This window comes from Streptomyces chrestomyceticus JCM 4735 (assembly GCF_003865135.1).
Classification (GTDB): domain Bacteria; phylum Actinomycetota; class Actinomycetes; order Streptomycetales; family Streptomycetaceae; genus Streptomyces; species Streptomyces chrestomyceticus.
Window position 1 is genome coordinate 1,023,116 of the sequence record NZ_BHZC01000001.1, and the last position, 26,213, is coordinate 1,049,328.

Below are 26,213 nucleotides of genomic sequence, written 5' to 3' on the forward strand. Positions count from 1 at the left end.
CACGACCGCACGGCGACGGAGAGCCGGTTCCCTGACGACAGGGGACCGGCTCTTTCCGTGTGCGGGCCGGCTCCTCCCCGGCCGCGCCGAGCCGGCCGTTATGAGCATGCACATACGTTCTGACCTGCGCGGACGAGGTGCCGGAGGGCCGTTGTCAGTGGTCGGGTGCAGACTGAGCGATACCTGGGACAACGGCGTTTCGGAGGTGTTCGGCATGGCATCCGGCAAGACATCCAAGACACCCCACAAGGCAGACGTCCTCCTCGCGGTGGGCACGCGCAAAGGACTCTTCATCGGGCGACGGCGGCGCGGCGACTGGGAGCTGAGCGGGCCGCACTTCGCCGCACAGGCGGTGTATTCGATCGGCATCGACACCCGCCGTCCGACACCCCGGGTGCTGGCCGGCGCGGACAGCACCCATTGGGGCCCCTCGGTCTTCCACTCCGACGACCTCGGCGAGACCTGGCGGGAACCACTCCGCCCGCCCGTCAAGTACCCACCGGACACGGAGACTTCGCTGGAACGGGTGTGGCAGCTCCATCCGGCGGGCCCGGCCGCGCCCGACGTGGTGTACGCCGGGACGGAGCCCGGCGGGCTGTTCCGGTCGGTGGACGGGGGCGAGACTTTCGAGCTGGTACGCCCCCTGTGGGACCACCCGTCCCGGGAGCGGTGGGTGCCCGGCGGAGGCGGGCTGGCGGTGCACACGGTGATCACGGACCCGCGGGACGCGGACGCGGTGACGGTCGCGGTCTCCGCCGCCGGTGTGTTCCGCACGAAGGACGGCGGCCGGAGCTGGGCCCCGTCGAACAGCGGGGTGAAGGCGGTGTTCCTGCCCGACCCGGACCCGGAGTTCGGCCAGTGCGTACACAAGATCGCGCAGGACCCGGTGAACCGGGACCGGCTCTATCTGCAGAACCACTGGGGCGTCTACCGCAGCGACGACGCGGGCGCGAAGTGGACGGACATCGGCGGCGGACTGCCCTCCGACTTCGGATTCGCGACGGCCGCCCACCCGCGCCGGGCCGACGTGGCGTACGTCTTCCCCATCACCGCGGACATCGACCGCGTCCCGGCGGAACACCGCTGCCGGGTGTACCGCACCGAGGACGCCGGCGCGAGCTGGCAGGCGCTCAGCGACGGCCTGCCCCAGGAGGACCACTACGGCACGGTGCTCAGGGACGCGCTGTGCGTGGACGACGCCGACCCCGCCGGGGTCTATTTCGGCAACCGCAACGGGGAGGTCTTCGCCAGCGCGGACGACGGCGACAGTTGGCAGCAGCTCGCCTCCCACCTGCCGGACGTGCTGTGCGTACGGGCGGCCGCCGTCGGCTGAGCGGGGCGGCGGATCAGGCCGTCGGTTGAAGAGGATCCCCCTGCGGCCAGTAGGGTGACGGTCGTGGCTGCACGACCTCTTCATGAAATCGTCGAACCCGGCTGGGCCAAGGCACTTGAGCCGGTCGCCGGGCAGATCGCCAGGATGGGCGAGTTCCTGCGGGCGGAGATCGCCGCGGGACGTACGTACCTCCCGGCGGGCAGCAATGTGCTGCGCGCCTTTCAACAGCCCTTCGACGACGTCCGGGTGCTCATCGTCGGGCAGGACCCGTATCCGACGCCCGGACACGCGGTGGGCCTGAGCTTCTCCGTCGCGCCGGACGTCCGCCCGCTGCCCGGGAGTCTGGAGAACATCTACCGTGAGATGGCCTCCGACCTCGGGCTGCCGCGGCCGTCCAACGGCGATCTGACGCCGTGGACGCGGCAGGGCGTCCTGCTGCTCAACAGGGCGCTGACGACGGCGCCGCGCAAACCGGCGGCGCACCGCGGCAAGGGCTGGGAGGAGGTCACCGAGCAGGCCATCCGGGCCCTGGTCGCGCGGGGCCGTCCAATGGTGTCGGTGCTGTGGGGCCGCGACGCGCGCAATCTGCGGCCGCTCCTCGGCGACCTGCCCTCGGTGGAGTCGGCGCACCCCTCCCCCATGTCGGCCGACCGGGGCTTCTTCGGCTCGCGCCCGTTCAGCCGGACCAACGACCTGCTGGTGCGGCAGGGCGCGCAGCCGGTGGACTGGAGACTGCCCTGACCCTGCGGGATAGTGTGCCCGCATGACGAACGCGAACATCCCTGCGGGCTGGTACGCCGACCCGCAGGGCACGCCCGACCGGCTGCGCTGGTGGGACGGGTCCCGGTGGACCGAGCACACGCACGAGGGCCGGCCGGCCCAGGCGCAGACATCGGCCTCGCAGCAGGCCCAGCAGCAAGCGCAGCAGCCGTCGTACGTGAAGGCCGGGCAGCAGAGCGCCCCTCAGCAGCCGTACGGCCAGCAGGGCCCCGGGCAGGGGTACGCGCCCCAGCAGCAGAGCGCCGGGCAGCCGATGCCGCAGCAGTACGCGCCGCAGGCCGGGCAGCAGGTACCGGCCGGGCAGCAGGCCGGAGCCGGGCAGCCGGTGCACAACGGGCAGGTGCGGTACCAGGTCCAGCAGCAGGCCGGTGTCGCCCCCACCGCCCAGGGCGGCGGGACGCTGTTCACCGAACCGGTCCTGGTGGTGAACCAGAAGGCCAAGCTGATCGAGGTGACGAACGAGTACAGCGTCTTCGACCAGCACGGCAACACCCTCGGCACGGTCGTCCAGGTCGGCCAGAGCACCGCGAAGAAGGTGCTGCGGATCGTCTCCAGCCTCGACCAGTACATGACCCACCGGCTGGAGATCCGGGACCCGTACGGACAGCCGCAGCTCGTGCTGACCCGCCCCGCGAAGTTCATCAAGTCCAAGGTGCTGGTGGAGCGGCCCGACGGGCAGCCGGTCGGCGAGATCGTGCAGCAGAACGCCATCGGGAAGATCAACTTCGCGATGATGGCGGGCGGGCAGCAGATCGGCGCCATCAAGGCGGAGAACTGGCGCGCCTGGAACTTCGCCATCGTCGACCACACCGACACCGAGGTCGCCCGGATCACCAAGACCTGGGAGGGCCTGGCCAAGACGATGTTCACCACCGCGGACAACTACGTCCTGCAGGTGCACGTCCAGCTTCCCGAACCGCTGCGGAGCCTGGTCGTCGCCACGGCGCTGACCGTGGACACCGCCCTCAAGCAGGATGCGCGCGGATTTGGCTGAGCCCGGGAGCGGTGCGGCAGACGGCCCGGCGCCCGGCCACGTCCTCGGCGTGGACTCGGGCGGCTCCGGGCTGCGGATCGCCGTCGCCCGCGCGGACGAGAAGGACGCGCGGCCGCTCGCCTCGTACACCTCCCAGGAGCCGATCGGCACCGGCCCGAACGGCATGGACGCCCACCACTTGCTCAAGCAACTGGTGCCGGCCGCGCAGGATCTGATGCGGGACACCGGCGCCCGGCAGCTCGACGCCGTGTGCGTCGGCGCCGCGGGCATGGCGTCGCTCGGCACGGAGCTGCGCGCCGAGCTGCCCGGGGCGCTGGCGGAGGCGTTCGGCGTGCGGCGGCTCGCGCTGGCCGCCGACGCCGTGACCGCGTACGCCGGGGCGCTCGGCCAGACGCCGGGCGCCGTCGTCGCCGTCGGCACCGGCGTCATCGCGACGGGCACGGACCTCACCGAGGCCGGCGGCTGGCGCCGCGCCGACGGCTGGGGACACCTGCTCGGCGACTGCGGCAGCGGCGCCTGGATCGGCCGGGCCGGGATGGAGACGGCGCTGCGCGCGCACGACGGGCGTACGGGCGGATCGGCCGCGCTGCTGGCCCGTATGGAGGCGCTGTGGGGACCTGCGGCCGAACTGCCCGGCATGCTGTACCCGCGCGCCGACCGGACGGCCGTCCTGGCGTCGTTCGCACCCGAGGTCGCCGCCTGCGCCGGGCACGACCCCGTGGCGGCGGACATCCTGAACCGGGCCGCGCGGCACCTGGCGGAGGCGGCAGCGGCCGTCTGCCCCACGGCGGACGGCAGCGTGGTGGCCTTCACCGGGGGCCTTCTGCACCTGGGCGAGCCGCTGCTGGCGCCGCTGCGCCGGGCGTTCGACGAGCTGCTGCCGCACGCCCGGCGGGTCGAGGCGGAGGGCGACCCGCTGGGCGGTGCACTGCGCGTCGCCGCGGCGCTGGCCACCGGCCGGCTGCTGCTGCCCACGGACGAGAAGCTGCTGCGGGTCACGCGGTGAGCGGAACGGCAAACGGAGCGGTGAGCGGAGCTGTAAGGGGACACGGCCGGGAACGGCGTCGTGGCGCGGGCACCAGGACGACACCGCGACCATAACTACCGGAAGTTGACGAATTCCGGAAGTTGTCGCGGATGTCCGGCGAATCGTTCCGGCAACGGAGGACTCGAACGACGCGCGGGGCCGTGCCCGCAGGACGGCGGCCCGCCCCTCGTCCCCGGGGCTCCGGCGGACTCGCACCAACGCTCGATTCGGGCTCTGACCTGCTCATACGGCGCGCGGGACAATTCGGGACGGATACCTCCCGACCGAGCCCTCCCGCCGCGCGGGGGACCCCCGAGGCGTTAACATGCGACGCCATGAGTTCCCCCACTGGGCCCGCACCCGGCTCGCCCCGTTTTGACGAAGTTTCTCCGAGCTCGGGCGCCGCACCTGGCCTGCCTGTACGAATGCCGCGTCCCCGGCAGTCCGGTCGCCACCGCCGACCGGAACCCGTCGCCGCGCCCGAGGGCGCGCCCTCCCTGGTCCTCGCCGTTCCCGGCACCCCCACCCCCGCCGCGCGCGGCCTGGCGGCGGAGGTGACCAGCATCGCCCGTTCCGAGCTGCCCGGTCTCGACGCCCGGATCGGCTTCGTGGACGGCGGCGACGCGGAGTACCCGGCACTGGAGGCCGTGCTCGCGCAGGCCGCCGGTGAGCACAAGGCGCGTACCGGCGACGGCTCGCAGCCCGAGCGGCAGGGCCCGCCCGCGGTGGTCGTGCCGCTGCTGGCCGGACCGGACAGCGCGCTGCTCCGCCGGATACGCCAGGCCGTCATGAACAGCGGCTCGGCCGCCGAACTGACCGACGTGCTCGGCCCGCACCCGCTGCTCGCCGAGGCGCTGCACGTGCGTCTCTCCGAAGCCGGTCTGGCCCGCGCCGACCGGGCGCGCCTGTTCACGGTCGCGACGGCTGCCGACGGCATCGTCCTCGCCACCGTCGGCGGCGAGGAGGCGGTACAGGCCGCCGGTATCACCGGCATGCTGCTCTCCGCCCGTCTGGCCGTGCCGGTGCTGGCCGCCGCGCTGGACGAGGAGGGCGCCATCTCCCGTACGGCGGAGGAGCTGCGTTCCTCGGGCTCGCAGCAGCTCGCCCTGGCCCCGTACCTGATCGGTCCCGAGATCGCCGACGGCCTGGTGGGGGCGGCGGCCGCGGAGGCGGGCTGCGCGGCGGCGGAGCCCCTGGGCGCGTACGGGACGGTCGGCCGCCTGGTGCTGTCGAACTACGCGTCGGCGCTGGGCATCACGCTGCAGGCGGCGGGGCAGCACGCGCCGGTGCGGTGATTCCGTGCTCCGGTAGCCATCTGGCCGCGCGGCCGGTCCGTACGACTTCCGTACGGACCGGCCGTGCGGCGTTTCAGGCGAAGACCACGCAGGAAGCGGCCGGAGCCGCGATCGAGCCGCCGGGTTCCGGTACCCCGGTCGTGGGGTCGAGGGCGAACCAGGTCACGTCACCGGAGCGCTCGTTGGCGGCGTAGAGGTGCCGCCCTCCCGGGTGCAGTGCCAGGTCGCGCGGCCAGTGCCCGCCGCACGGCACGGTGGTGACCAGGGTGAGGCCGTCTCCCGACGGGTCGACGGCCAGGACCGCGATGCTGTCGTGGCCCCGGTTCGCCGCCCAGATGAACCGGCCGTCGGGCGAGACGACCAGTTCGGAGGGGTAGTTGTCGCCCGCCCCCGGGGGGAGGATCGCCGTCTCGGTCAGCGGCGTGAGGGTGCCGGTGGCGGCGTCCCAGCGGCACGGTGTGACCGTGGAGGAGAGCTCGTTGACGACGTACGCATGGCCGCCGCCCGGGTGGAAGGCGAGGTGCCGGGGCCCGCTGCCCGCCCGCAGCCGTACCTCGTGACGTACCACGGGCTCCCCACCGTCCGGGGCGAGTTCGCAGATGCGTACGGAATCGGTGCCCAGGTCGACGCTGAGCAGCCAGCGGCCGGAGGGGTCGGGCGAGACGGCGTGCGCGTGCGGGCCCTCCTGGCGGTCGGGGTTCGGGCCACGGCCCTCGTGCCGGAGCACGGCGGCCGGCTCCGCGAGACTGCCGTCGGCCGTGACGCGCAGCGCGCTGACGCTGCCGGAGGTGTAGTTGGCGGTCAGCAGGTGTCCGCGCCAGAGGGCGAGGTGCGTGGGGGCGGCGCCCCGCACGGGTACGGGGGCGCCGAGCGGCACCGGGCCGTTCTCGGTGAGGGTGAAGGCGGCGGCAGCGCCCTCGGACGTCTCGCTCACCGCGTAGAGGCGGCGGCCGTCGGGCGTGACAGCGAGGTAGCTCGGGTCGGGCACCTCGTCCGTGGCGTGCAGCGGAGTCAGGGCGCCCGTCTCCGGGTCGACCGCCGCGGTGCTGATGCCGCGCCCGCCTGCCGACGTGAACGACCCGATGTACGCCCGCCGTCCGCTGCCTGTCGTCCCCATCGGCGTCACGCCTGCCCTTCGTCCGCCCTGTGTGTCGTACGGAGTTGTACGCGCTGACGCTAACAGGCCGACGGGGGCCCGCTTACGGACGCGTGCCGCCGGACACCGACCGGTCCGGCGGCCGTCCCCGGCAGGCATCCCCTCAGGCGTCGGCCAGCGGCGAACGCGAGGAGCTGCGCAGCGGGGCGGCCAGTTCGGCCAGGGCGCGTTCCAGGCCGTGCAGGTGGGCGAGCGCCGGTTCCAGGGCGGGCGCGTGCGATGCGGCGGCCGCGGTGGCGGCCGTGGCCTCGCGTGGCTGCCCGGGAGCGGTGAGCGCCTCGACGGCGGCCTCCACGCGCTGGCAGGCGGCGGTCAGCCGGGCGTCGTGCGACGCCACCGGGTCGGCGGCGATGGACGCCAGCCCGCGGACCTCGCGGGCGCAGTCGTCCAGCAGCACCAGTATCTGCCGGGCCCGTTCCCGGCGCGCGCGCATCGGGGCCAGCGGATGCACCAGCGGGGCGAGGGACATCCGTACCTTGCGGAGCAGCACCTCCAGCTCCGCGACGAGCGGGGCCGGGTCCGCGCTCTCCGTGCCCGCGATGCGTGCCGCGGCCTCGGCGGTGCAGTGGTGCACGCAGCGCAGAGCGCGCTGGACCCAGGCGTCCGTCGTGGCGTGCGTGGTGACAGGCAGGACGACCAGGACGGCCAGCAGCGCGCTGAGAGCGCCGACGCCGGTCTCCGCCAGGCGCAGCGCGAGCAGCCCCGGGTCGAGGACGCCCAGGAGCCCGTACAGCAGGCCGACCATCAGGGTCACCGCGAGCATGTTCCAGGTGTAGGAGACCGGCGACGCGTAGAAGATCGAGAAGACGCAGACGGCGAGCAGGACGGCCGTGGGGGCCAGGGCCCCGTGCAGGGGCACGGCGATCAGCAGGCCGGCGGGGACACCGAGCAGGGTGCCGAGCATCCGGCGGAAGCCGCGCACCACGGTCTCACCGCGCGAAGCGGTGTTGACGAAGATCCACCACAGGGCGCCGACCGCCCAGTACCAGCGTTCGTGGGAGAGCAACTGGCCCGCGGCCAGGGCGACGGCTCCGCCGACGGTCGCCTGGAGCGCCTGGCGGGTCGTCGCACGGGCGAGTCCCTTGCCGCCCGGGAGGACGGGGAGGGCGGGCGGCGGCGTACGGCGTTCGTAGCACCACAGCCCGAAGCGGACGACCGAGCAGGCGAGCAGCGCGAGCGCGGTGGCGGCGTACAGCTCCGGCAGTTGCTCGGGCACCGTGCGCAGGAACTGTGCCTCGAAGAAGGACATGAACGCGAAGATGCCGAGGGCGTTGCCGCGCGGGCCCCACCGGCGGGCGTAGACGCCGACACCGACCGTGACGAGGAGGGCGGCGTCCCGGATCAGCGGGTGATCGTGCAGCAGCGCGGCGGCGGCGAGCACCGGGAAGCCGACCACCGGCAGCAGGGCGGTGGAGACCATCTGCCCGCGCACCGTCGTGTCCGCGACCGTGAAGAGGGCGAGCAGCGCGGCGACCCCGCCCACCACGGCACCGACCAGCGAGTGGCCGGCGGCGGCGCACACGGCCACCGCCAGTCCGACCCCCACGACGGCCCGCGCGGCGCTGCGCAGCCGCAGCCGCCCCGGGTCCGGCGCCACGAACACCCTCTTCAACACGGTTTCCACCCCTTGGCGATCGGTCTGCGCTGTTCGGCCTGGGCCGATCAGCTCGGTTTCACGTCAGTCAGTTCTGTGCCGTTCAGCTCTGTGCCGTTCAGCTCTGTTGTCGTACAGCTCTGAGCCGTACAGCTCTGTCGTCGTGCGGCCCGGTGCTTAGGCTCCGCCGCCTCGGCCCGGTGACGCGGCCGCCGGCGCGCCGCTCCGCGGGCGCGGCTCCGCGTCTTCGCATCAAAAAGGCGCCGCGGAGATCCGCAGCGCCATCGACTCGCCTATGACAACATCAACACTACTGTTGGCTCAACAGAGCCGGAAAACACTGTGCCATTGGTACAGCTCCGGCGGCGAGCCCTGGGCCAGCAGGTGGCCAATGGCGCGAAAGATCGCCCGACGGCTCGATTCGCCCGTTTCCGCGTCCACGCGCCACCCGCGTCACGTCCGCGCTTCCTTGTCGCCTCCCCCGCCCCCTCCGCACCTCGCCCCCGCCTCACCCTCCGTCTCACCCCACCGTCCAGATAGCGGAACGCCGCGACCGCGTGCATCGTCCACGCATTACCCTCGTCGTCATGTCCGCACCCGCACGCCTCCTCTGTCTCGCGCTCTTCGCGAACTCGGCCTGGTGCGTCGACGACGGGCTCTGTCCCCGCTAAAGCCTGCCGCCGGTGCCGCATTCCAGGCGCCGACGTCCGTGATCACCGCTTCCCCGCCCCGGCATTTCCGGGGTGACGTGCGCCTCCGGCACCCGGGGCACCGCTGTGCGCTGCCCCGTGCCGCGCCGCCCCCCTTCTCCCGCTCAGCCCCGCAGCTCACCGCTCGCCGCTCACCTCACGGAGCCCGCTGTGACCACAGCTCCCCCTGATCCGCTCGTCGGAACCCCCCGCCCCGCCGCGGCTCTGCTCACCCCCTCCCCCACCTCTCATCCGCGCCCCGCCGCCCCTGCGGCCCCGCCCGTCCGCCGTCTGCCGCTCGCCGTCGGTCTGCTGATCGCCGTGGCGCTGTCGGGCTACGTCTTCGCCTCGTACGGCGCGAAGCCCGGCGTCCTGCTGCTGCTCGGGCTCGGACTGGGGGTGGCCCTGTTCCACTCCCGGTTCGGGTTCACCTCGGCGTGGCGGCAACTGGTCGCCGTGGGCAACGGGGCCGGGCTGCGCGCCCACGCGCTCCTGCTGGGGACCACAGCCACCCTGTTCGCCCTGGTCATCGGCACCAGCACCGGACTGTTCGGGTCGGCGCCCGAGCCTTCCGGAGGGCCGCTCGGCGTCGGGCTGCTCCTCGGCTCGTTCGTGTTCGCCGTCGGTATGCAACTGGGCGGTGCCTGCGCCTCCGGCACGCTGTTCGCGGTGGGGTCGGGACAGACCTCCATCGTGCTGACGCTGGGCGGTTTCGTCGCGGGCTCGACCCTGGCCGCCTGGCAGTTCGACCTGTGGCGGAACCTGCCCGCGTTCGAGCCCGTCGTGTTCGCCGACCACATCGGCTGGTTCGGCTCGTGGGCCGTCACGATCCTGGCGCTGGCCGCCGTAGTGGCCGTCAGCCGGGCGGTCCAGGCGCGCCGCAACCCGCCGCCGACCGGCCCGGTGCCGTCGGCGAGGACCCGGGCCGCCCGTGTGCTGCGCGGCTCGTGGCCGCTGGCCGCAGGCGCGGTGGTGCTGGCGGTGCTGGGCGCCGGCGTGCTCCTGGTGTCCGGCGGTGCGTGGGGTGTGACCAGCGCGTTCAGCCTGTGGGGCGCCAAGCTGGTGAGTGCGTTCGGCGGGCATCCGGAGACCTGGTCGTACTGGCAGAAGCCCGCGAACGCGCACGCGCTGTCCGGCCCCGTACTGGCCGACAAGACCAGCCTCACCGACATCGGCATCATGATCGGCGCGGCGGTCGCGGCCGCGCTGGGCGGCACCTGGGCCCTGCACCGGGGCACCCCGTGGCGCACGGCGGTCGCGGCGGTCGCGGGCGGCGTCCTGATGGGCATCGGCGCCCGGCTGGCCGGCGGCTGCAACATCGGCGCCTACCTCGCCGGCATCGCCTCGGGCAGCCTGCACGGCTGGATCTGGGGCGCGACGGCACTGCTCGGCACTTGGGCGGGCCTGAAGCTGCGGCCTGTGTTCCGGCTGGCCAACCCGAAGCCCGGTGACGGTGTCTGCTGACAGATGACGGCGTCTGACAGGTGTCGCCGCAGCGCAACCGACGACCGTCGACCGGCCCGGTAGCCGGTGGTCGAGAGCCGCTGATCCCCGCCCCCCGACCACTGGCCGCCGTATCCACCACCGACTGGACCATTGGTACAGTCATCGGACCCCGCACCGCCCCCCCGAGGAGGCCGTTGGCCCATGGCCGTGGACACGCTCGACGCGAAGATCCTGCGGCTGCTGCTGGAGCAGCCGCGCACCAGCGTGCGGGAGTACGCCCGTATCCTCGGCATCGCCCGGGGCACCGTCCAGGCGCGGCTGGACCGGCTGGAGCGGGACGGGGTGATCACCGCGTACGGGCCCCGCCTCTCGCCCGCCGCGCTCGGCCATCCCGTACTCGCCTTCGTGCACATCGAGGTCACCCAGGGGCACCTGGAGGACGTCGCCGAAGAGCTGGCCGAGGTGCCGGAGATCATCGAGGCGTTCTCCACGACCGGCGGCGGGGACCTGATCACCCGGGTCGTGGCGCGGGACGCGGCGCACCTGGAAGACGTGATCCAGCGGCTGATCAAGATGTCGGGCGTGGTCCGTACACGGACCGAGGTGGCCCTGCGGGAACGGGTGGCGCACCGGATGCTGCCGCTGGTCGAAGCGGTGGGCGGGGCCACCGGGCCGCACTGACATCCGCCTTGGCATGCTGGCCCCATGAGCCTTTCCGCCGGTGCCACCCCGCCCGCCACTTCCCCCGCGCCCGTCATCTTCGACCTGGACGGCACGCTCGTGGACAGCGAGCCGAACTACTACGAGGCGGGACGCAGGGTCCTCGCCCAGTACGGCGTCAACGGCTTCACCTGGGAACACCACACCCGCTTCATCGGCATCGGCACCCGCGAAACCCTGGAGGCGCTCAAGCGGGAGTACGGCATCGACGCGCCCGTCGACGAGCTGCTGGCCGGCAAGAACCGCGCCTACCTCGAACTGGCACGGGCGCACACCGAGGTCTTTCCCGAGATGCGGACGTTCGTGGAGCGGCTGCACACGGCCGGGCACCCGCTGGCGGTGGCCTCCGGCTCCTCGCGGTCCGCGATCGAGACGGTGCTCGCGGCCACCGGCCTGGACGCGTGGCTGACGGTCCTCGTCTCCGCCGAAGAGGTCCCGCAGGGCAAGCCCGCGCCCGACGTGTTCCTGGAGGCGGCGCGACGGCTGGGCGTAGCGCCGGAGACCTGCGTGGTGCTGGAGGACGCGCCGCCCGGCGCGGAGGCGGCACGGCGGGCGGGGATGCGGTGCGTGGCGGTCCCGTACGTACCGGAGACCGCGACGGACCCGGCGTTCGGCAGTGCCGGGCTGTTCCTGCCGGGCGGGCAGAAGGAATTCACGGCGGAGGCCGCGTACCGGTGGATCACGAAGGACGGGAACAGGGACCGGCGGGACCGCTAGGCCGAGAACGGGACCGGCAGGACCGCTAGACCGGGCACGGGGCCGGCGGGACGCCAGCCACACGGAGCGTGCGTGCGCCCGTACGCTCGCGCGCTCCGCCACATGCAGCAGTGCCGCGCTTCTCGCGGGCGGGAGAACCGATCCCGCTCCCGTGGACGACAACTCTCCGGCAGACGACGGCAACCTTTCCCGCACCGGCGGCAACTGAGGGGCTGACAGAGTGTCCCCGACCGAGAGAGCCCGCCCGTGGTCAGCCCTTTCCCCCGTATCGGTCACCGGCCGCAACCGCCGCAGCCCGGAGGACCGGCATGACCTCGTCCGCCGCCCCGCCGAGAAGCGTGGGCGCCGCCCCCGGCACCGATGACGCGTCGGCGGAGTTCCACGCCTTCTTCGAGCGGCATCACGCCGAACTGGCCCGCCTGGCCCATCTGCTCACCGGTGAGACGGACGCCGCCGACGACCTGGCGGCGGACGCGCTGCTCGCGCTGTGGCACCGATGGGACCGTGTGCGCGACGCGGACCACCCGGTGGCCTACGCCCGGGGCGTGGTGGCCAACATGGCCCGCGGCCGTATCCGCAGCACCGTGCGCGAGCGGCGCCGGGTCGCCCTGTTCTGGTCCCAGCGCTCCGAGGGGTCGGACGGCCCCGACGTGGCGGCCGTGGTGGACGTCCGACAGGCGCTGGAGCGGCTGCCGTTCCGCAAGCGCGCGTGCGTCGTGCTGCGGCACGCGTTCGACCTGTCGGAACGGGACACCGCTCTGGCCCTGGGCATATCGGTCGGTACGGTCAAGAGCCAGACCTCCCGGGGCATGACGGAACTCCAGCGACATCTGGGCGCCGGGGCCGTGGACGGCCTCGCGGGGAGGAGGAAGTGATGGCGGACGACGACGTGCGCGCGCAGTTGCGTGGCGCGGCGCAGGCCCACCGCCCCGACCGCGCCCGGATGCTCGCGCGGGTGGAACGCGGCATGGCGGACTCCACCGGGAGCGGTACGGAGCCACGCCGCCGGGCCGCCTCGTCCCGGCCGTGGCCGCGGGTCGCCCTCGCGGCTGCCGCGACGGTGGGGGCACTCGTCGCCGGGGGGTACGCGGTGGCGACGGTCGTGCAGCCCTCCGGCCCGGGAAAGGTGACGACGGGCCCGGTCGGTCCCGCCGGGCCGGGAACGGACCGGCCGGCCTCCCCCGCGCCTCCGCTCCGTACCGAGGACGGCCCGCTGTGGTCGGACGGCTCGGTCGACCCGCACAGCAACGCCTACTGGGCGCAGAGCAACGTCACCCTCCGCACGAAGCGGCCGCTGACCACGCTGACCCTGGAGCTGCGGATCGCGCAGACCGGCGGCGTGTCGGACACCGGCCACTGGGCCACCCTGCCTCCGGCCGACTTCACGGTGTCCGTGGACGAGCACGACGGCGCGCTGGTCTACCGCTGGACCCTGAAGCCGGGCCGGACCGTGCCCGCCGGACGGCACGTCTTCGCGGGCCAGTACAACCACGCGGAAGGCGGCCGCGACGCCAGTGACGACGCGTACACGGCAACAGCCCAGACCACGGACGGGGCGCCGGACGGCGAACTGCGCGTACAGGGGGCCTTCTGAGGGGACGTGCGGAAGCCGCGACGTGCCCGCGCGTCACTTCTTCGCACGGCTCGGCTGCACCCGCTTCGGTTCGCCCTTCATCTTCGGGTGTTCCGGCGGGTACGGGAGGTCCCCGAGCCCGTGCTCGCGCTCATCGCGGTCGGCGAGTTCGAGCGCGGCCTCCAGACGGCAGGGGTGCCGGTCCATGGCGGCGTGCAGATCGCCCAGTTCGGCGAAGCGGGCCGGCATGGTGACGAGGTCGAAGTCCTCCGGCACGGCGTCGTCCAGCTCTTCCCAGCGCAAGGGCGCGGAGACCGGCGCGTGCGGGAAGGGCCGTACGGAGTAGGCGCTGGCGATGGTGCGGTCCCGTGCGGTCTGGTTGTAGTCCACGAAGATCTTGGCGCCGCGCTCCTCCTTCCACCAGGAAGTGGTGATCCGCCCGGGATCGCGCCGCTCCAGCTCCCGGGCCACCGCGATCGCCGAGCGCCGGACCTGGGTGAAGGTCCAGTCGGGCGCGATGGGCACGAAGACGTGCAGGCCGCGCCCGCCGGAGGTCTTGGGCCAGCCGGTGAGGCCGAGGCCGCCGAGGACGTCGCGCAGGGCGAGGGCGGCCCGTACCGCGTCCGCGTACCCGGTGCCCGGCTGCGGGTCCAGGTCGATGCGCAGCTCGTCCGGGTGCTCGGTGTCGCTCCGGCGGACCGGCCAGGGGTGAAAGGTCAGACAGCCCAGGTTGGCCGCCCACAGGACGGCGGCGGGCTCGGTGGGGCAGATCTCGTCGGCGTACCGGCCGCTGGGGAAGGAGATCCGGCCGGTGGGGATCCAGTCGGGGAGGTTCTTCGGCGCACGCTTCTGAAAAAACGATTCGCCTTCCACCCCGTCGGGGTAGCGCTGCAACGTGGTGGGCCGGTCCTTGAGAGCGCGCAGGATGCCCTCACCCACGCTCCGGTAGTAGCGGACGACATCGGCCTTGGTGAAGCCGCGCTGCGGAAAGTAGACCTTGTCCGGGTGCGACACCCGGACCGTCCGTCCCCCCACGTCCAGCTCCAGCGACTCTGCCATGCACCCAAACTAGGCCCTGTCGTCATATTCCCGCCTGCTGGGCGGAACGGCAGGAATGTGACGACAGAGCCTAGGCCGTACGGGCACCCACCGCCCGTCGGCGGGCGCGTACCGCCGTCCGGCCGCGCGCCCCGCCGCACAATCGCCGCATGGATCTTCCCGTGATGCCCCCGGTGGAGCCGATGCTGGCCAAGGCCGCCCCGGACATCCCGCCCGGCATACAGTACGAGGCCAAGTGGGACGGCTTCCGGGCCATCGTCTTCCGCGACGGTGCCGAGATCGAGCTGGGCAGCCGTTCGGGCAAGCCCCTCACCCGCTACTTCCCCGAGCTGGTGGAGGCCCTGCGCACCGAGCTGCCGCCGCGCTGCGTGCTGGACGGTGAGATCGTCATCGCCCGGGAAGGGCGGCTGGACTTCGACGCCCTGCTGGAGCGCATCCACCCCGCCGACTCCCGGGTACGCCACCTGGCCGAGGTGACTCCGGCGTCCTTCGTCGCGTTCGACCTGCTGGCGCTGGGCGACGAGTCGCTGATGTCCGTACCGCAGCGGGACCGGCGGGACGCCCTGGAGACGGCGCTGCGCGAGGCCGCCGACCCGGTGTTCACCGCGCCCGTCACCGACGACCTCGACGTGGCCCGCGCCTGGTTCGAGCAGTACGAGGGTGCCGGGCTGGACGGGATCGTCGCGAAGCCGCCCGAGATGCCGTACCGGCCGGGCCGACGGGTGATGGTCAAGACGAAGCACGAGCGGACCGCCGACTGTGTCGTGGCGGGCCTGCGACCGCACAAGAGCGGCCCGGTCGTGGGGTCCCTGCTGCTGGGCCTGTACGACGCGGCCGGCCGCCTCCAGCACGTCGGCGTGTGCGCCTCCTTCCCGATGCGCCGGCGCCAGGAGCTTATGGAGGAGCTGGCACCGCTGCGCATGGAGACCGTCGCCGGCCATCCGTGGGAGGAGTGGACCAGCGAGGAGGCGCAGGCGGCGGGCCGGCTGCCCGGCGGCCCCAGCCGGTGGACGGGCAAGAAGGACCTGTCCTGGGTGCCGCTCCGTCCCGAACGCGTACTGGAGGTCGCCTACGACCACATGCAGGGTGACCGGTTCCGGCACACCGCCCAGTTCCGGCGCTGGCGCCCCGACCGCGAACCGGCGTCGTGCACGTACGCACAACTGGAGGAGCCGGTCCGCTACAACCTCTCCGAGGTCCTCGGGGCATGACACCCGGCACCACGCCCGTTCCGTCCGCCCGTCCACCATGGGCGTCGCCGAACGACCGTGCAGCGGCAACGGTGTTGAGCTTCGAGCAATACCTCGCGAACTCCGCCGACTACTCCTCTCCGTAATCATTGGCCGCTACATAGGCACAGACTCCGTCCACCGCATAAACACGGACATTGCCCACTCCCGTTACGGCGGATTCGCCATGGGCGACGCCCTGCAGATCGACAAGGAGGACGCATAGTTGACGGCATAGTTATAAGAGCCACGGCAAACCTTCTCCCTCGCCGCCACGGCCATACGCGCTGGTCCCAGCCCCGCCGCCCCCACCGACCCGGCCCGGCCGTGAATTTGTGCGCGCCCGTACCATTTCCAGGATCGCGATCGTCACAACCCCGCCACAAACACCGGTCCCCCACCCGCAACCGCCACCGGACAATTCCCGGTCATGGGATGCTGAAGCGTCGGCAGTTCACGGCAGAGACGGGAGAGTACGGCAGCGTGGGGGCAGTGATACGACGGAGCCTGACCGGCGTGTGGGACCGATTCGCGGCGTCCGACCCGGGACTGCTGCGGCTGATGGCGGGACTGCGGACGGTGGCGGCCATCGCGCTCACCCTGGTCGTCCTCGCCGTCCTCGGCACCGATGTCACCCACCTGGTCGCGGGCGCCATGACGGCGATGGTCGCCACCTTCGCCATCAAGGAGAAGCAGGTACGCGGCCAGGCGGTCACCCTGGCGCTCGGCCTGCCGACGGCGCTCGCCGCGGTCTCCCTCGGCGCGCTGCTGCACAGCCAGGTGATCGCGGGCGACGCCTTCTTCGTCGCCCTCATCTTCGGCGCCGTCTACTGCCGCCGCTTCGGCGACCGCGGCACCGCCCTGGGCCTGATCGGCTTCCAGACCTACTTCGTCTCCCTGTTCGTCGGCGTCACCGCGTCCGCCCTGCCCCACCTGGCCCTGACCCTCGTCATCGCCTTCGCGTGCAGCGCCGTCGTCCGCTTCACCGTCGTACCGGAGACGCCGCAGCGCATCCTGCGGTGGCTGCGCGGCGCCTTCCGGGCCCGGGTCGCCCAGTTGGTGGCCACCCACATCGAACTCCTCGACGCCCGCCCCGACCAGTTGGACAAGGTCCTCGACGACCTGCGGCGGCACACCGCCCGGCTGCACGAGTCGGCCCTGATGATCCAGGGCCGCCTGGAGGACGGCACCCGCGACCAGGCCACCGCCTCACTGCTCCAGCGCCGCATCGCCGACGCCGAGATCGCCACCGAACGGCTGGGCGTCCTGCTGCTCAACGCGCGCACCGCCGAGCGCGCCGACACCCTCACCCTGCACTTGCCCCAGGCCCCGCTGCCCACCGCGGCGAAGAACGAGATGCCGGCCGAGGACGCCGCGACCGTCACACTGCGCCGCGACCTGAACGCCCTGCACATGCTGGTGTCCCGGGGCGCGTCCGACCAGCCGGGCACGGCCGTCGCCCACGTACGCAACCGGCTGCTCGGCTACCGCGACGAGGACAACCTGCCGCGCGCCTCGATCGCCGTCCAGGACGTCTTCCGCGGCATCGGTGAGGCCGCCCGTTCCGTCCTGGGCCTCCGGCTCGCACTGGACGGCCCCCAGGACGAATCCGACGACACCCCCGCCACGACCCGCTCCCGTGAGGAGTTCGACGCCGAGGACGTCGCGCTGGCCGGCGGCACGGAGGAGCCCGAGGAGGACGATCGCAAGGGCCTCCAGCGTCCCACCACCCGGGCCGCGTTCCAGATCGCGGTGGGCTCCACGCTCGCCATCATCGGCGGCGAGTTCCTGTCCGCCCAGCGCTGGTACTGGGCCGTGCTGACCTGCTGGGTCGTCTTCCTCAACACCGCCTCGACGGGCGAGATCATCATCAAGGGCTACCGGCGGCTGCTCGGTACGGTCCTCGGCGTGGTCGCCGGGGTCGGGCTCGCGGGCCTGGTCGGCAACCACACCTGGACGGCGTTCGCGCTCATCCTCCTCTTCGTCTTCGCCATGTTCTTCACGGCGCCCCTCTCGTACGCCCTGATGTCCTTCTTCGTCACGGCGATGCTCGGCCTGCTCTACACCCTCCTGAACACCTACAGCCTCGACGTCCTCATTCTGCGCATCGAGGAGACCGCCCTCGGTGCCGCCTGCGGCATCATCGCCGCCGCCGTGGTCCTCCCGGTCCACACCGACCGGCGCACCGACGACCTCCTGGGCACCGTCCTGACCAAGCTCGACGAGGTCGTCTCCGCCTCCGTCGACCAGCTCAGCGGCGGCCCCGCCACCGACCTGCTGGGCCTCTCCCGCGACCTGGACACCGCCCTGGACGAACTGCGCGCCTCCACCCGTCCGCTGACCCACCCGATCAGCCCGCTCCGCGTACGCCGCCAGACCGTCCGCTACCTCGTCGCCCTCCTGGAGACCAGCGCGTACCACGCCCGTTCCCTGGCGGCCACTGCCGAACTCCTGCCCTACAGCAAGACCATCGCCGCCGACCCCCGCCTGGAACGCGTCGGCCGGCGCATAGCCCACAACATCGAGACCATCACCGCCCACGTACGCGGCGACAAGACCGACGCCGAAGTCAGCTCGGGCGCCACCATCGTCTCCCTCCTCGAATCCGACGGCTCCGGCGCCCCGAACCCCGGCACCGTGACCTACCGCGTCCTGCGCCACCTCCAACGCCTCGACGAGGGCGTCTCCGGCCTCGCCCGCCCCCTGGGCGTACCGGTGGCGGGACGCCCGGAGCCGAAGGGCAAGAGCAGCGAGCGCCGGGGCGCCGAGGCCGCGCGGATCTGAAGGTCTGAGGGTGGTTGGCCGGGTACGTGGTGCCCGGCCGGCCGCCCTACACCCCCCGAAACCGCCCCGCCTCCACCTCCACCACCAGCCCCTCCCCCACCAACCGCTCCAGATGCTGCACCGCCGTCCGCCGCTCCACCGGCGCCACATGCGGTCCCGTGACGTGCGGGCGGTAGACCAGCCGGTGTTCGGCGATCTCTTCGACGGTGCGTGGCTCGTGGAGGTACGTGAGGAGTGCCGCCTCCCGCTGCTTCGCCACGGTGGCGAAGGCGTCCAGTCGGCGGTGGAATTCCGTGGCGCCGTCGATCACGCCTTTCTGGTGGGACGTGCCGTACCAGCGCGCGTCGATCTCCCGGCACCGGCGTATCGACGCTTCGAATGCCGTGAGGCTGCTGCCGAGGTCGCCGTAGTACGGGCCGAACGACGTCAGGTCGATGTCCGCCACGAACAGGAAGCCGTCCGGCTCGATCAGGAAGCCGCAGTGGCCTGCGGTGTGGCCGGGGAGGTGTACGGCGGTCACCGTGCGTCCGCCGAGGTCGAACTCGGTGCCGCCGTCGAAGCCTTGGGCGTCCGGGCGCCCGTACACGTGGAACTGGTCCCGTAGCTGCTGGTCGACGTCGTCGGCCGCGTCGGGCGGCAGGCCCAGGCCGGCGATCAGCGCCGCGCGGGAGCGCAGCGCGGCGAGGTCGTCTTCGTGGACATGGACCGGCACGTCGCCGTAGCTGCCGAGGCCGGCGATGTGGTCCTCGTGCGCGTGGCTGACCAGGGCCAGGTCGGCGGGTGGTGCGTCCGTGACGAGGGACAGCGACGGGTCGATGACCAGGGTCGCGGACTTGCCCCGTACGAGCAGCGAGTTGGCGTACGGGTAGGCGCCGCGGCCGGGGCCCACCAGCACACCGACCCCGCCGTATTCCGCCGCTGTGTATCCCGTGGTGCTCGTCCCCACGGCTACCGCGTCCCCATACGGTCCGACAGCCGGTCGAGTGCCCAGGCGGCCCGCAGTGCCGGGGCGTTGGCGACCGGTGAGGGCGCGAAGCGGGGCCGCTCCCGCCACACGGCGCCGAGGTCGCCGTGGAGGCCGCCGCCGGCGAGCCGGTCGGCGAGCAGGGTGCCGAGGTAGGGGGCCTGGGCGAGGCCGTGGCCGTTGCAGCCGACGGCGTAGAAGACGTTCTTCGTGGCCTCCCCGGCGACCGGCAGCCACGAGGGTGTCATGGCGATCCACCCGCCCCAGGCCCGGCGGATCGCCACATCGCGCAGGGACGGGAACCGGTCGTGGAAGCCGCGGCCCAGGTCCGCCACGACCCCCGCGTCCGGCTCGCGGGCCCCCAACGCCCCACGCGACGTCTGGATCCGGCGGACGGCGAAGGCGATCGTGTTGCGCGGCGTGAGGCGGTAGCTCTGCATGAGGTTGTGCTGGGTGGCGATGCCGGCGCGGCTCGTCCAGCCGGTCGCCTCCAGCCGTACGGGGTCGATCGGTTCCGTCTCGGCCATGCTGACCCAGATCGGTGTGGCCAGCCGCCGCGGTGCGATCGCGAGGTCGCGGGAGTGGGCGTTGGTGGCGAGGAGGACCCGCTCGGCGCGGACCCGGCCGCGCGGCACACCGACGACGACCCCCGCGTCGCCGGGTTCCACCGCCCGTACGGGAGTGTGCTCGAACACGCGCGCTCCGGATGCGAGCAGTGCCCTGCGGAGACCGAGCGCGAACTTCCCGGGGTTCAGCATGCCGCCGACACGCTCGTTGATGCCGCCGAGGAACCCTTCCGGCAGGCCGAGGGCGCGGCCGTCGGCGAACTCGGCGTCCGCCCCCGCCTTCTGCAGGATCCGCGCGTTGCGCCGCGCTTTGCGGAGCTGCCCCCGGGTGACGGCGGCCGCGACATTGCCCGTCGGCTCGTAGTCACAGTCGATGCCGAGCTCCCGCATCATCTTCTCGGTGAAGTGGACGGCCTCCTCGGCGAACCGGACGATCCCGGGGAAGCGGCGCGGCTGCGTCGCGCTCAGGATCTGGGGGTCGCCCGCCGGGGCGCCGGTCAGTTGGCCGGCGTTGCGCGATGCCGCCCCGCAGCCGCAGACTCCGGCTTCGAGCAGGACGACGTCCGCCCCGCGTTCGGCCAGCCGCAGCGCGGCCGCCATGCCGCCGAGTCCGCCGCCGACGACCGTGACGTCGCAGGTGAGTTCGCCTTCGAGCGCCGGCACGACGTCGGTGGGGGGATCGATCCAGCCGGTGAACGACGCGTAGGTGATGCCTGTGGTGATCATTTATTCCTTCTCGGTGGCGGTGGCGGCAGTGACGGTGCCGGCCTCGTTCACGACCTCGGCCTGGGCGGAGAAGCCGAGCGCGCCCAGACCGGCTGCCGCGGCGCCGTCCAGGTTCTCGGCGGCGGCCGCCAGCAGACGGGCCCGCTGCCCTGATCCCCGCATGACGGCCAGGGCCGCGCCCGCCCCTTCGGCGTACGTGTCGATGGTTGCGTGGTCCGTCGCGTGCTCGCCGCTCGCGATCGCCGCGGCGACCTCCTCGGCGGCCTTCTCCAGGCCCGCGAAGGCCACGGGGGTCAGCGCGTGCAGCGCCTCGACGGACACCCCTTGGCTCAGCACGTAGGTGGCCGCCTCGACATACGCACTCAGCGCGGAGACGTAGAAAGCGCCGACCAGCCCGACGTTCGGCAGGCTTGCAGCCGTCACCTGCTCGGAGACGTACGCCGAGGCCCCGGGCAGGCACTTGAGCGTCCGCTCGTGCTCCGCCCAGACGGCGGGCGAACCCGCGTAGAGGATGGCCGCGCGGGACGAGCCGATGTCCTGGGGGTGGCAGACGACAGCTCCGTCGAGGTACCCGGCACCACGCGCCGCAGCCCAGCGCTCCGCCCCCTCGGCCTCCTCCGGAGAAGTGCTCGCGAGATTGACCAGCGCGGTCCCGTGCCAAGGGGCGACGGGGGCGAGTGCCGTCAGCAGGGCCTCGGTTGTCGAGGTGCAGGCGATGGCCAGACGCGACGAGTGCACCGCGTCGCCGACGGACCGGACGGGCGTGACGCGGTCGCCTGCCAGGGCTTCCGCCCGGCCGGGCGTGCGGTTCCAGGCCGCCACCGCGTAACCGTTCTTCGCGAACGTCCGCGCCAGAGCGGCTCCCATCAGGCCGCAGCCGATGACGGCGATGTCGTGGTGTCCTGCGGCGCTGCCGGGTCTTGTCACGCCGGGCTCCTCCGTCGGGGCTCTGACCGAGATTTCGATCTCGAATCGTATTCGACTTTAGGCAGCGAGGGGGGTGCCGTCAATCTCCGGTCCGGTGACCCGCGATCGCAACACCGGCTGCCGGGCGGACTCTTGACGACGAGACGGAGCCGACACTTAAATTCGAACTCGATTCGACATCGAACCGTGGGCTCGCGACGACAATCGAACAACGGCAGCAGAACGGAGAGGGACATGACCCACGATCAGGACGTGTTACTCGCATCCAAGAGCAGGACCGCCACCCCCGGCGGCGCCGCATGACGGCAGCACAGCGCGTCGTTTTCATCGGCGCCGCCGGTGAGATGTGCCGGATCGCCGTCGAGCGCTTCGCCAGGACGGACGGCGAACGGCATCTCATGCTCTGCGACATCCGGCCGGAGCTGGTCGAGCCACTGGCCAGGAAGCTGCCTCCCGGTCGGGCCACGGCCCGCGAGCTGGACCTGCACGACTGCTCGGCCTTACGCGGGACGATCGACGGCGCCGCCCTCGTCGTCCTGGGCGCGGGGCCCTACCTGCGCACCTCCGAGCCGGTGATCACGGCCTGCCTCGAAGCCGGGGTGCCGTACCTCGACTTCGACGACGACGTGGAGAGCACCCAGCACGCGCTGACCCTCGACGCCAAGGCCCGGGAGGCGGGCGTACCCGTCCACGTCGGCTGCGGCGCCTCGCCAGGCATGAGCAACATCCTGGCGGTCGACGCCGCGAGCGAACTCGACACCGTCGAGACCATCGATCTGGGCTGGGTGGTCGGCGACGAACGGCCCGACGTGGGCCGGGCGGTGCTCGAACACCTGCTGCACATCACCGCCGGCGACTGCCTGACGTGGGAGCACGGCGGCCCGGTCGTGCACGATTCGTACGTCGAGACCGGCGTCCTGCCCATGGGCGGCGGCCTCGGCGAAGTGCTCCTGTACGAGACCGCGCACCCGGAGCCCGTCACCCTGCCCCGGCGCTACCCGCAGGCGCGACGCATCCGCTGTCTCGGCGGGCTCGCCCCGATGCCGTTCAACGGCCTCGCACGCGGACTCGGACTGGCGGTCCAGAACGGCAGGATGACCGTCGCCGAAGCAGTCGACTTCATACAGGACGTCCTGCACCACCGCCTCGGCAGCACCACCGGGCTGCGCCACGCCCTGAGCGGCATGATCGGCCAGGTCCACCGCGGCGAGTCGGAAGCGCGCACGACAGTGGCGTTCCTGGTGTCGTCGGTCTTCCGGCGTCGGTACCCCTGGCGCGGCGGCCTACTGGCCCGCGCCACCGGCATACGGGACGGCAGGCCGGCGACGGCCGTCCGGCGCACACCGCGCAGCGGACCGGCGACATACGCGATGAACAGCATGGGCGGCCTGACGGGAACGGCCTGCGCCGCCTTCATCCTGCTGGCGCTCGACGGGAGCGGTGCGCCCGACGGGAGCGGTGCGCCCGACGGGAGCGCCGCGCGCGCCGGGGTGTTCGCTCCCGAGGATTGGGCCGCTCCGGAGGCGTTCTACACGGCCTTGGAGCGCGTCGGCACGCCGCGTTCCGAAATCGTCGAGTCCCTGCGCTGACGGGCGCCCCGCCGCACCGGCCGACGGTCCGTGTACGCCTGCGCGTCAGGCACCGTCCGGGGCGTAGGTGGTGAGGTAGGCGGTGATGAGTCGTCGCGCCTCGGCGATCGTGGCGTCGTCACCGGCGGCCGAGTCCCGGAACGCGATGTCGAAGAGCCGGTTGCCGACCTCGAAGGCGAGTTGGAGGGCGAGCCGGGGTGTGTCGGGGCGCAGGAGCCCGCGCTCGACGAGGAGGCGCCAGAGCCGCTCGGCCTGCGCCGCGTCGAATGCGCGGACGAGTTCGACAACGGGCGCACTGCGACCCGAGAACCACAGTTCGATGCTGCTGGGATGCCTACGGAAGTAACCGAGCAGGGGGTCGATGACGGCATCGGCGGCCTCGTGCAGCGTACGCGGGCCGGGGCCGCCCAGCGCGTAGCCGATGCAGGCGTCGAGGCCCTGGGCATGACGCCGCATCAGTTCGGCCTCGACCTGGTACCGGTCGGAGAAGTAGTGGTACACGGAGGCGATCGGGATGCCCGCCCGCTCGCCGATCGCCTTGAGCGTGGCGGCCTCGTACCCCTTCTCGCCGAGCAGGGCCTCGGCGGCCTCCAGGATGGCCCGCCTGCGCTCCACCCCGCGGCGCTGTACCGCCGGGCGTGCCGCCGGCGTCTGACTTGCCGGATTTTTCTCGAACACGATTCGAGATCGTATCAGCCGCGCTTCCGGCGCGCCCCGCCGACGAGTTGACAACGGAAGCCCGCCTCTCGAAACTCGAACTCGATTCGAGTTCGATATACTCACCACAGGGGGACGGTGAGGACACTGAACGGAGCAGGCCATGACCAACAGCAGCTCTTACGACGTAGTGGTGATCGGTGCGGGCTTCGCCGGAGTCACCGCGGCTCGGGACCTCAGCGCCGGCGGACATTCCGTGCTCCTCCTCGAAGCGCGTGACAGGGTCGGCGGCCGGACCCACACGGCCGAAGCCTTCGGCCGCCGGGTGGAGTTCGGCGGCACCTATGTGCACTGGACCCAGCCGAACGTGTGGCACGAACTCCGGCGCCACAACATCCCGCTGGCGCCGCCGCTCGGCATCGACACGGTGTACTGGCTGGCCGACGGCACGGTGCACTCCGGCAGTCAGCACGACTACCAGAACGCCGTCGCCCCCCTCGCCGCCCGGTTCTTCGCCGACGCCCGGGCCTGCTTCCCCATGCCGTACGACGTCACCGCGGTCGACACCAGCGCGATCGAGAAGGAGACCATCGCGTCCAGGCTCGACGCGCTGAACCTCTCCGTGTACGACCGGGACGTACTTGAGGGCGCGCTGGCCACCCTGGTCCACTCCCCCGGCGAACAGGGCGTCGCGCAACTGCTCCTCTGGGCGGCCACGACCTTCGGAGACTGGGGCGCGTTCCTGGAAACGGCCGGTTTCTGGCCGATCGAGGGCGGGACCAGGCGGCTCCTCGACGCCGTCCTCGGCGAATCGCGGGCGGAGCTACGACTGTCCACCCCCGTCACCGCCATCGAGGACGACGGCACCGGCGTCCTCGTGACCACGGACGCCGGCGAGCAGATCCGGGCCCGCTCCGCCGTCGTCGCGCTGCCACTCAACACCCTGGGCGACGTACGCATCACCCCCGACGTCCCCCGGCCTGCCCGCGCCATGATCGAGCAGAAGCAGCCGGTGCGCTCCACCAAGATCTGGGCGCGGGTGCGGGGCGAGATCGAGCCGTTCTGCGCCTTCGCGCCGGTCGGCAAGAACCCCGTCAACACCGCGAAGGTGGAATACCGGCACGACGGCGACACACTCGTCGTGTGCTTCGCCTCCGGCCCCTCGGCCGTCGACGCCGAGGACCGCGAGGGCGTGCAGGCCGCGCTGCGGACCTTCGTCCCGGGCATAGAGGTACGCGAAACGGCCGGTCACGACTGGGTCGGCGACCCGTTCTCGCAGGGAGCGTGGGCACATCACCGGCCCGGAAACCTGAGCGGCGCCGTTCCGCTGCTGCGCGAGCCGCACGGACGCGTGCACTTCGCCGGAGGTGACATCGCGTCGGTGGGCGTCGGGGGCATCGAGGGCGCCATGGAGACCGGCGCGGCCGCCGCCCGGGACGTCACGGCGACGCTGGCCGGCGGCCCGGGGGCTGCGAAACGCCCGTGAAAGGTCGTGTGCTGAGGGGCGCCGACCCTGGTGGACGAGTGGCGGGCTGTCGGGGTGATAGCGAGCCGACCGTCCTGCCACGGCCCAGCCCGTACAGCGCAGCCACCTTCGCCGTAGAGCCTCCGCGACTCCCGGGCGCCTGCCCGGCAAACGGCACCGCGGCATTTACACTTCTGCTGCTCCGGGAGGGCGGACACTCACACATATGGAGGAGCCTGTTGGCGCATTCCTGGCTCTCCGAACGCCGTCGGTCGACGTTGAGTTTCGCCGTTGCGGGCTGCGCGGCAGCCGTTCTGATTTTCGCGGTCGACGACCGCATCACGCAGATCTCTGCGGCAGACGTCGGCGTGTTCGCGCTGTTCGCCTATCTCTCCAGTTATCTCGTCGTCACGTTGATCGCCTTTTCGACGGCCGGGCCGGAGCGGATTCGCGTCTGGGCGCGGCGCACGGCCCGCGGCACGGTCTTCCAGCGGTACGTGCTCGGGACCGCGCCCGGGCCCGGGGTCTCCATCTCCATCGCGGCCGCCGCCCTCGTGGTGTCGGTGGTGTGGCGCCCCGGATACGTCGCGTCGTCGCTCCCGCTGGCTCCCCGTGTCGCGGTGGCGCTCGTCCTCGTCGCCGACGCCTGGGTCTGTGTGATGGCGTCCTTCGCGGTCGCCTTTCACGCCGACGACCTGCTGGAGAACCAGCGCGGACTGGAATTCCCCGGCGCGGAAACCGTGGTCTGGGCCGACTACCTCTATTTCGCCCTGTCGGTCATGACGACATTCGGCACGACCGACGTGAACGTCACCTCACGGGAAATGCGGCGGACGGTCGCGGCCAATGCCGTCGTCGCCTTCGTCTTCAACACCGTTATCGTGGCCAGCCTGGTCGCCGCCCTGGACAAGGGCTGAGCGGAC

At 72.5% G+C, this 26,213-nt stretch carries 22 protein-coding genes; 15 read left to right on the forward strand and 7 right to left on the reverse strand.

Features of this window, described 5'->3' with window-relative positions:
• The first annotated feature begins 214 nt into the window (after positions 1–214).
• The 5 genes from EJG53_RS04150 (at position 215) to EJG53_RS04170 (ending at position 5,429) form a co-directional block, all read left to right on the forward strand.
• The gene (locus EJG53_RS04150; RefSeq protein ID WP_125043648.1) at positions 215–1,333 is read left to right on the forward strand and encodes a WD40/YVTN/BNR-like repeat-containing protein; all 1,119 of its coding nucleotides are present in this window, start codon (positions 215–217) and stop codon (positions 1,331–1,333) included.
• 63 nt (positions 1,334–1,396) lie between these two features.
• Positions 1,397–2,074, forward strand: coding sequence for a uracil-DNA glycosylase (locus tag EJG53_RS04155; RefSeq protein WP_030019129.1), 678 nt, complete (start codon positions 1,397–1,399; stop codon positions 2,072–2,074).
• A 22-nt stretch (positions 2,075–2,096) separates the two neighbouring features.
• Positions 2,097–3,107, forward strand: a complete 1,011-nt coding sequence (locus tag EJG53_RS04160) for a phospholipid scramblase-related protein (protein WP_125043649.1) — start codon at positions 2,097–2,099, stop codon at positions 3,105–3,107.
• Positions 3,088–4,113 carry an N-acetylglucosamine kinase gene (locus EJG53_RS04165; RefSeq protein WP_125043650.1) on the forward strand — a complete coding sequence of 342 codons (1,026 nt, stop codon included), beginning with the start codon at positions 3,088–3,090 and terminating at the stop codon, positions 4,111–4,113. Before EJG53_RS04160 ends, EJG53_RS04165 begins: the two co-directional genes overlap by 20 nt.
• Before the next feature lie 446 nt (positions 4,114–4,559).
• Positions 4,560–5,429, forward strand: a complete 870-nt coding sequence (locus tag EJG53_RS04170) for a sirohydrochlorin chelatase (RefSeq protein WP_125043651.1) — start codon at positions 4,560–4,562, stop codon at positions 5,427–5,429.
• 73 nt (positions 5,430–5,502) lie between these two features.
• Here EJG53_RS04170 and EJG53_RS04175 read toward each other — a convergent pair whose 3' ends face one another.
• Entirely contained in the window at positions 5,503–6,546 is a 1,044-nt protein-coding gene (locus EJG53_RS04175) for a lactonase family protein (protein WP_125043652.1), read from the reverse strand.
• A 142-nt stretch (positions 6,547–6,688) separates the two neighbouring features.
• Positions 6,689–8,200 carry an FUSC family protein gene (locus tag EJG53_RS04180; protein WP_125043653.1) on the reverse strand — a complete coding sequence of 504 codons (1,512 nt, stop codon included), beginning with the start codon at positions 8,198–8,200 and terminating at the stop codon, positions 6,689–6,691.
• Between the two features lie 839 nt (positions 8,201–9,039).
• Here EJG53_RS04180 and EJG53_RS04185 point away from each other — a divergent pair.
• From EJG53_RS04185 to EJG53_RS04205, 5 genes are all read left to right on the forward strand, one after another.
• On the forward strand, positions 9,040–10,332 hold the full coding sequence (locus EJG53_RS04185) for a YeeE/YedE family protein (RefSeq protein WP_125043654.1): 1,293 nt from the start codon (positions 9,040–9,042) through the stop codon (positions 10,330–10,332).
• Between the two features lie 183 nt (positions 10,333–10,515).
• Positions 10,516–10,995: an Lrp/AsnC family transcriptional regulator gene (locus EJG53_RS04190; protein WP_125043655.1), complete on the forward strand. Its 480-nt coding sequence runs from the start codon at positions 10,516–10,518 to the stop codon at positions 10,993–10,995.
• A gap of 24 nt (positions 10,996–11,019) precedes the next feature.
• Positions 11,020–11,751: an HAD family hydrolase gene (locus EJG53_RS04195; protein WP_125043656.1), complete on the forward strand. Its 732-nt coding sequence runs from the start codon at positions 11,020–11,022 to the stop codon at positions 11,749–11,751.
• A 308-nt stretch (positions 11,752–12,059) separates the two neighbouring features.
• A complete protein-coding gene (locus tag EJG53_RS04200) occupies positions 12,060–12,626 on the forward strand; it encodes a SigE family RNA polymerase sigma factor (RefSeq protein WP_125043657.1) in 567 nt (188 codons plus the stop codon).
• Entirely contained in the window at positions 12,626–13,345 is a 720-nt protein-coding gene (locus EJG53_RS04205) for a hypothetical protein (RefSeq protein ID WP_125043658.1), read from the forward strand. The genes EJG53_RS04200 and EJG53_RS04205 overlap by 1 nt, the downstream gene beginning before the upstream one ends.
• Positions 13,346–13,378: 33 nt before the next feature.
• On the opposite strand, the gene ligD is transcribed toward EJG53_RS04205, so the two are convergent.
• Positions 13,379–14,383, reverse strand: coding sequence for a non-homologous end-joining DNA ligase (gene ligD, locus EJG53_RS04210; protein WP_125043659.1), 1,005 nt, complete (start codon positions 14,381–14,383; stop codon positions 13,379–13,381).
• A gap of 149 nt (positions 14,384–14,532) precedes the next feature.
• On the opposite strand from ligD, the gene EJG53_RS04215 reads away from it, so the two are divergent.
• Entirely contained in the window at positions 14,533–15,594 is a 1,062-nt protein-coding gene (locus EJG53_RS04215) for an ATP-dependent DNA ligase (RefSeq protein WP_125043660.1), read from the forward strand.
• Positions 15,595–16,047: 453 nt separating this feature from the next.
• Positions 16,048–18,396, forward strand: a complete 2,349-nt coding sequence (locus tag EJG53_RS04220; RefSeq protein ID WP_125043661.1) for an FUSC family protein — start codon at positions 16,048–16,050, stop codon at positions 18,394–18,396.
• Between the two features lie 46 nt (positions 18,397–18,442).
• Here EJG53_RS04220 and EJG53_RS04225 read toward each other — a convergent pair whose 3' ends face one another.
• The 3 genes from EJG53_RS04225 to EJG53_RS04235 are packed head-to-tail and all read right to left on the reverse strand — an operon-like array spanning position 18,443 to position 21,579.
• Positions 18,443–19,342 (reverse strand): MBL fold metallo-hydrolase, encoded by a 900-nt coding sequence (locus EJG53_RS04225; RefSeq protein ID WP_125043662.1) that lies wholly within the window; start codon positions 19,340–19,342, stop codon positions 18,443–18,445.
• Positions 19,343–19,344: 2 nt separating this feature from the next.
• Complete coding sequence (locus tag EJG53_RS04230) at positions 19,345–20,652, reverse strand: NAD(P)/FAD-dependent oxidoreductase (RefSeq protein ID WP_125043663.1); 1,308 nt, start codon at positions 20,650–20,652, stop codon at positions 19,345–19,347.
• A complete protein-coding gene (locus EJG53_RS04235; protein ID WP_125043664.1) occupies positions 20,653–21,579 on the reverse strand; it encodes an NAD(P)-binding domain-containing protein in 927 nt (308 codons plus the stop codon).
• A 299-nt stretch (positions 21,580–21,878) separates the two neighbouring features.
• On the opposite strand from EJG53_RS04235, the gene EJG53_RS04240 reads away from it, so the two are divergent.
• On the forward strand, positions 21,879–23,168 hold the full coding sequence (locus EJG53_RS04240; protein WP_125043665.1) for a saccharopine dehydrogenase family protein: 1,290 nt from the start codon (positions 21,879–21,881) through the stop codon (positions 23,166–23,168).
• 45 nt (positions 23,169–23,213) lie between these two features.
• Here EJG53_RS04240 and EJG53_RS04245 read toward each other — a convergent pair whose 3' ends face one another.
• On the reverse strand, positions 23,214–23,783 hold the full coding sequence (locus EJG53_RS04245; protein ID WP_244954968.1) for a TetR/AcrR family transcriptional regulator: 570 nt from the start codon (positions 23,781–23,783) through the stop codon (positions 23,214–23,216).
• Positions 23,784–23,988: 205 nt separating this feature from the next.
• Here EJG53_RS04245 and EJG53_RS04250 point away from each other — a divergent pair, with 205 nt between their 5' ends.
• Together EJG53_RS04250 and EJG53_RS04255 are read left to right on the forward strand one after the other, a co-directional pair.
• On the forward strand, positions 23,989–25,311 hold the full coding sequence (locus tag EJG53_RS04250) for a flavin monoamine oxidase family protein (RefSeq protein ID WP_125043667.1): 1,323 nt from the start codon (positions 23,989–23,991) through the stop codon (positions 25,309–25,311).
• Positions 25,312–25,529: 218 nt separating this feature from the next.
• Positions 25,530–26,207, forward strand: a complete 678-nt coding sequence (locus EJG53_RS04255) for a DUF1345 domain-containing protein (RefSeq protein ID WP_244954969.1) — start codon at positions 25,530–25,532, stop codon at positions 26,205–26,207.
• The last annotated feature ends 6 nt before the right edge of the window (positions 26,208–26,213 follow it).

Coding starts and splice junctions, on each gene's coding strand:
- EJG53_RS04250 (WP_125043667.1), top strand. CDS start 23,989: ATGACCAACAGCAGCTCTTACGACGTAGTGGTGATCGGTGCGGGCTTC.
- EJG53_RS04190 (WP_125043655.1), top strand. CDS start 10,516: ATGGCCGTGGACACGCTCGACGCGAAGATCCTGCGGCTGCTGCTGGAG.
- EJG53_RS04215 (WP_125043660.1), top strand. CDS start 14,533: ATGGATCTTCCCGTGATGCCCCCGGTGGAGCCGATGCTGGCCAAGGCC.
- EJG53_RS04160 (WP_125043649.1), top strand. CDS start 2,097: ATGACGAACGCGAACATCCCTGCGGGCTGGTACGCCGACCCGCAGGGC.
- EJG53_RS04170 (WP_125043651.1), top strand. CDS start 4,560: ATGCCGCGTCCCCGGCAGTCCGGTCGCCACCGCCGACCGGAACCCGTC.
- EJG53_RS04240 (WP_125043665.1), top strand. CDS start 21,879: ATGACGGCAGCACAGCGCGTCGTTTTCATCGGCGCCGCCGGTGAGATG.
- EJG53_RS04205 (WP_125043658.1), top strand. CDS start 12,626: ATGGCGGACGACGACGTGCGCGCGCAGTTGCGTGGCGCGGCGCAGGCC.
- EJG53_RS04165 (WP_125043650.1), top strand. CDS start 3,088: ATGCGCGCGGATTTGGCTGAGCCCGGGAGCGGTGCGGCAGACGGCCCG.
- ligD (WP_125043659.1), bottom strand. CDS start 14,383: ATGGCAGAGTCGCTGGAGCTGGACGTGGGGGGACGGACGGTCCGGGTG.
- EJG53_RS04200 (WP_125043657.1), top strand. CDS start 12,060: ATGACCTCGTCCGCCGCCCCGCCGAGAAGCGTGGGCGCCGCCCCCGGC.
- EJG53_RS04230 (WP_125043663.1), bottom strand. CDS start 20,652: ATGATCACCACAGGCATCACCTACGCGTCGTTCACCGGCTGGATCGAT.
- EJG53_RS04175 (WP_125043652.1), bottom strand. CDS start 6,546: ATGGGGACGACAGGCAGCGGACGGCGGGCGTACATCGGGTCGTTCACG.
- EJG53_RS04150 (WP_125043648.1), top strand. CDS start 215: ATGGCATCCGGCAAGACATCCAAGACACCCCACAAGGCAGACGTCCTC.
- EJG53_RS04220 (WP_125043661.1), top strand. CDS start 16,048: ATGCTGAAGCGTCGGCAGTTCACGGCAGAGACGGGAGAGTACGGCAGC.
- EJG53_RS04195 (WP_125043656.1), top strand. CDS start 11,020: ATGAGCCTTTCCGCCGGTGCCACCCCGCCCGCCACTTCCCCCGCGCCC.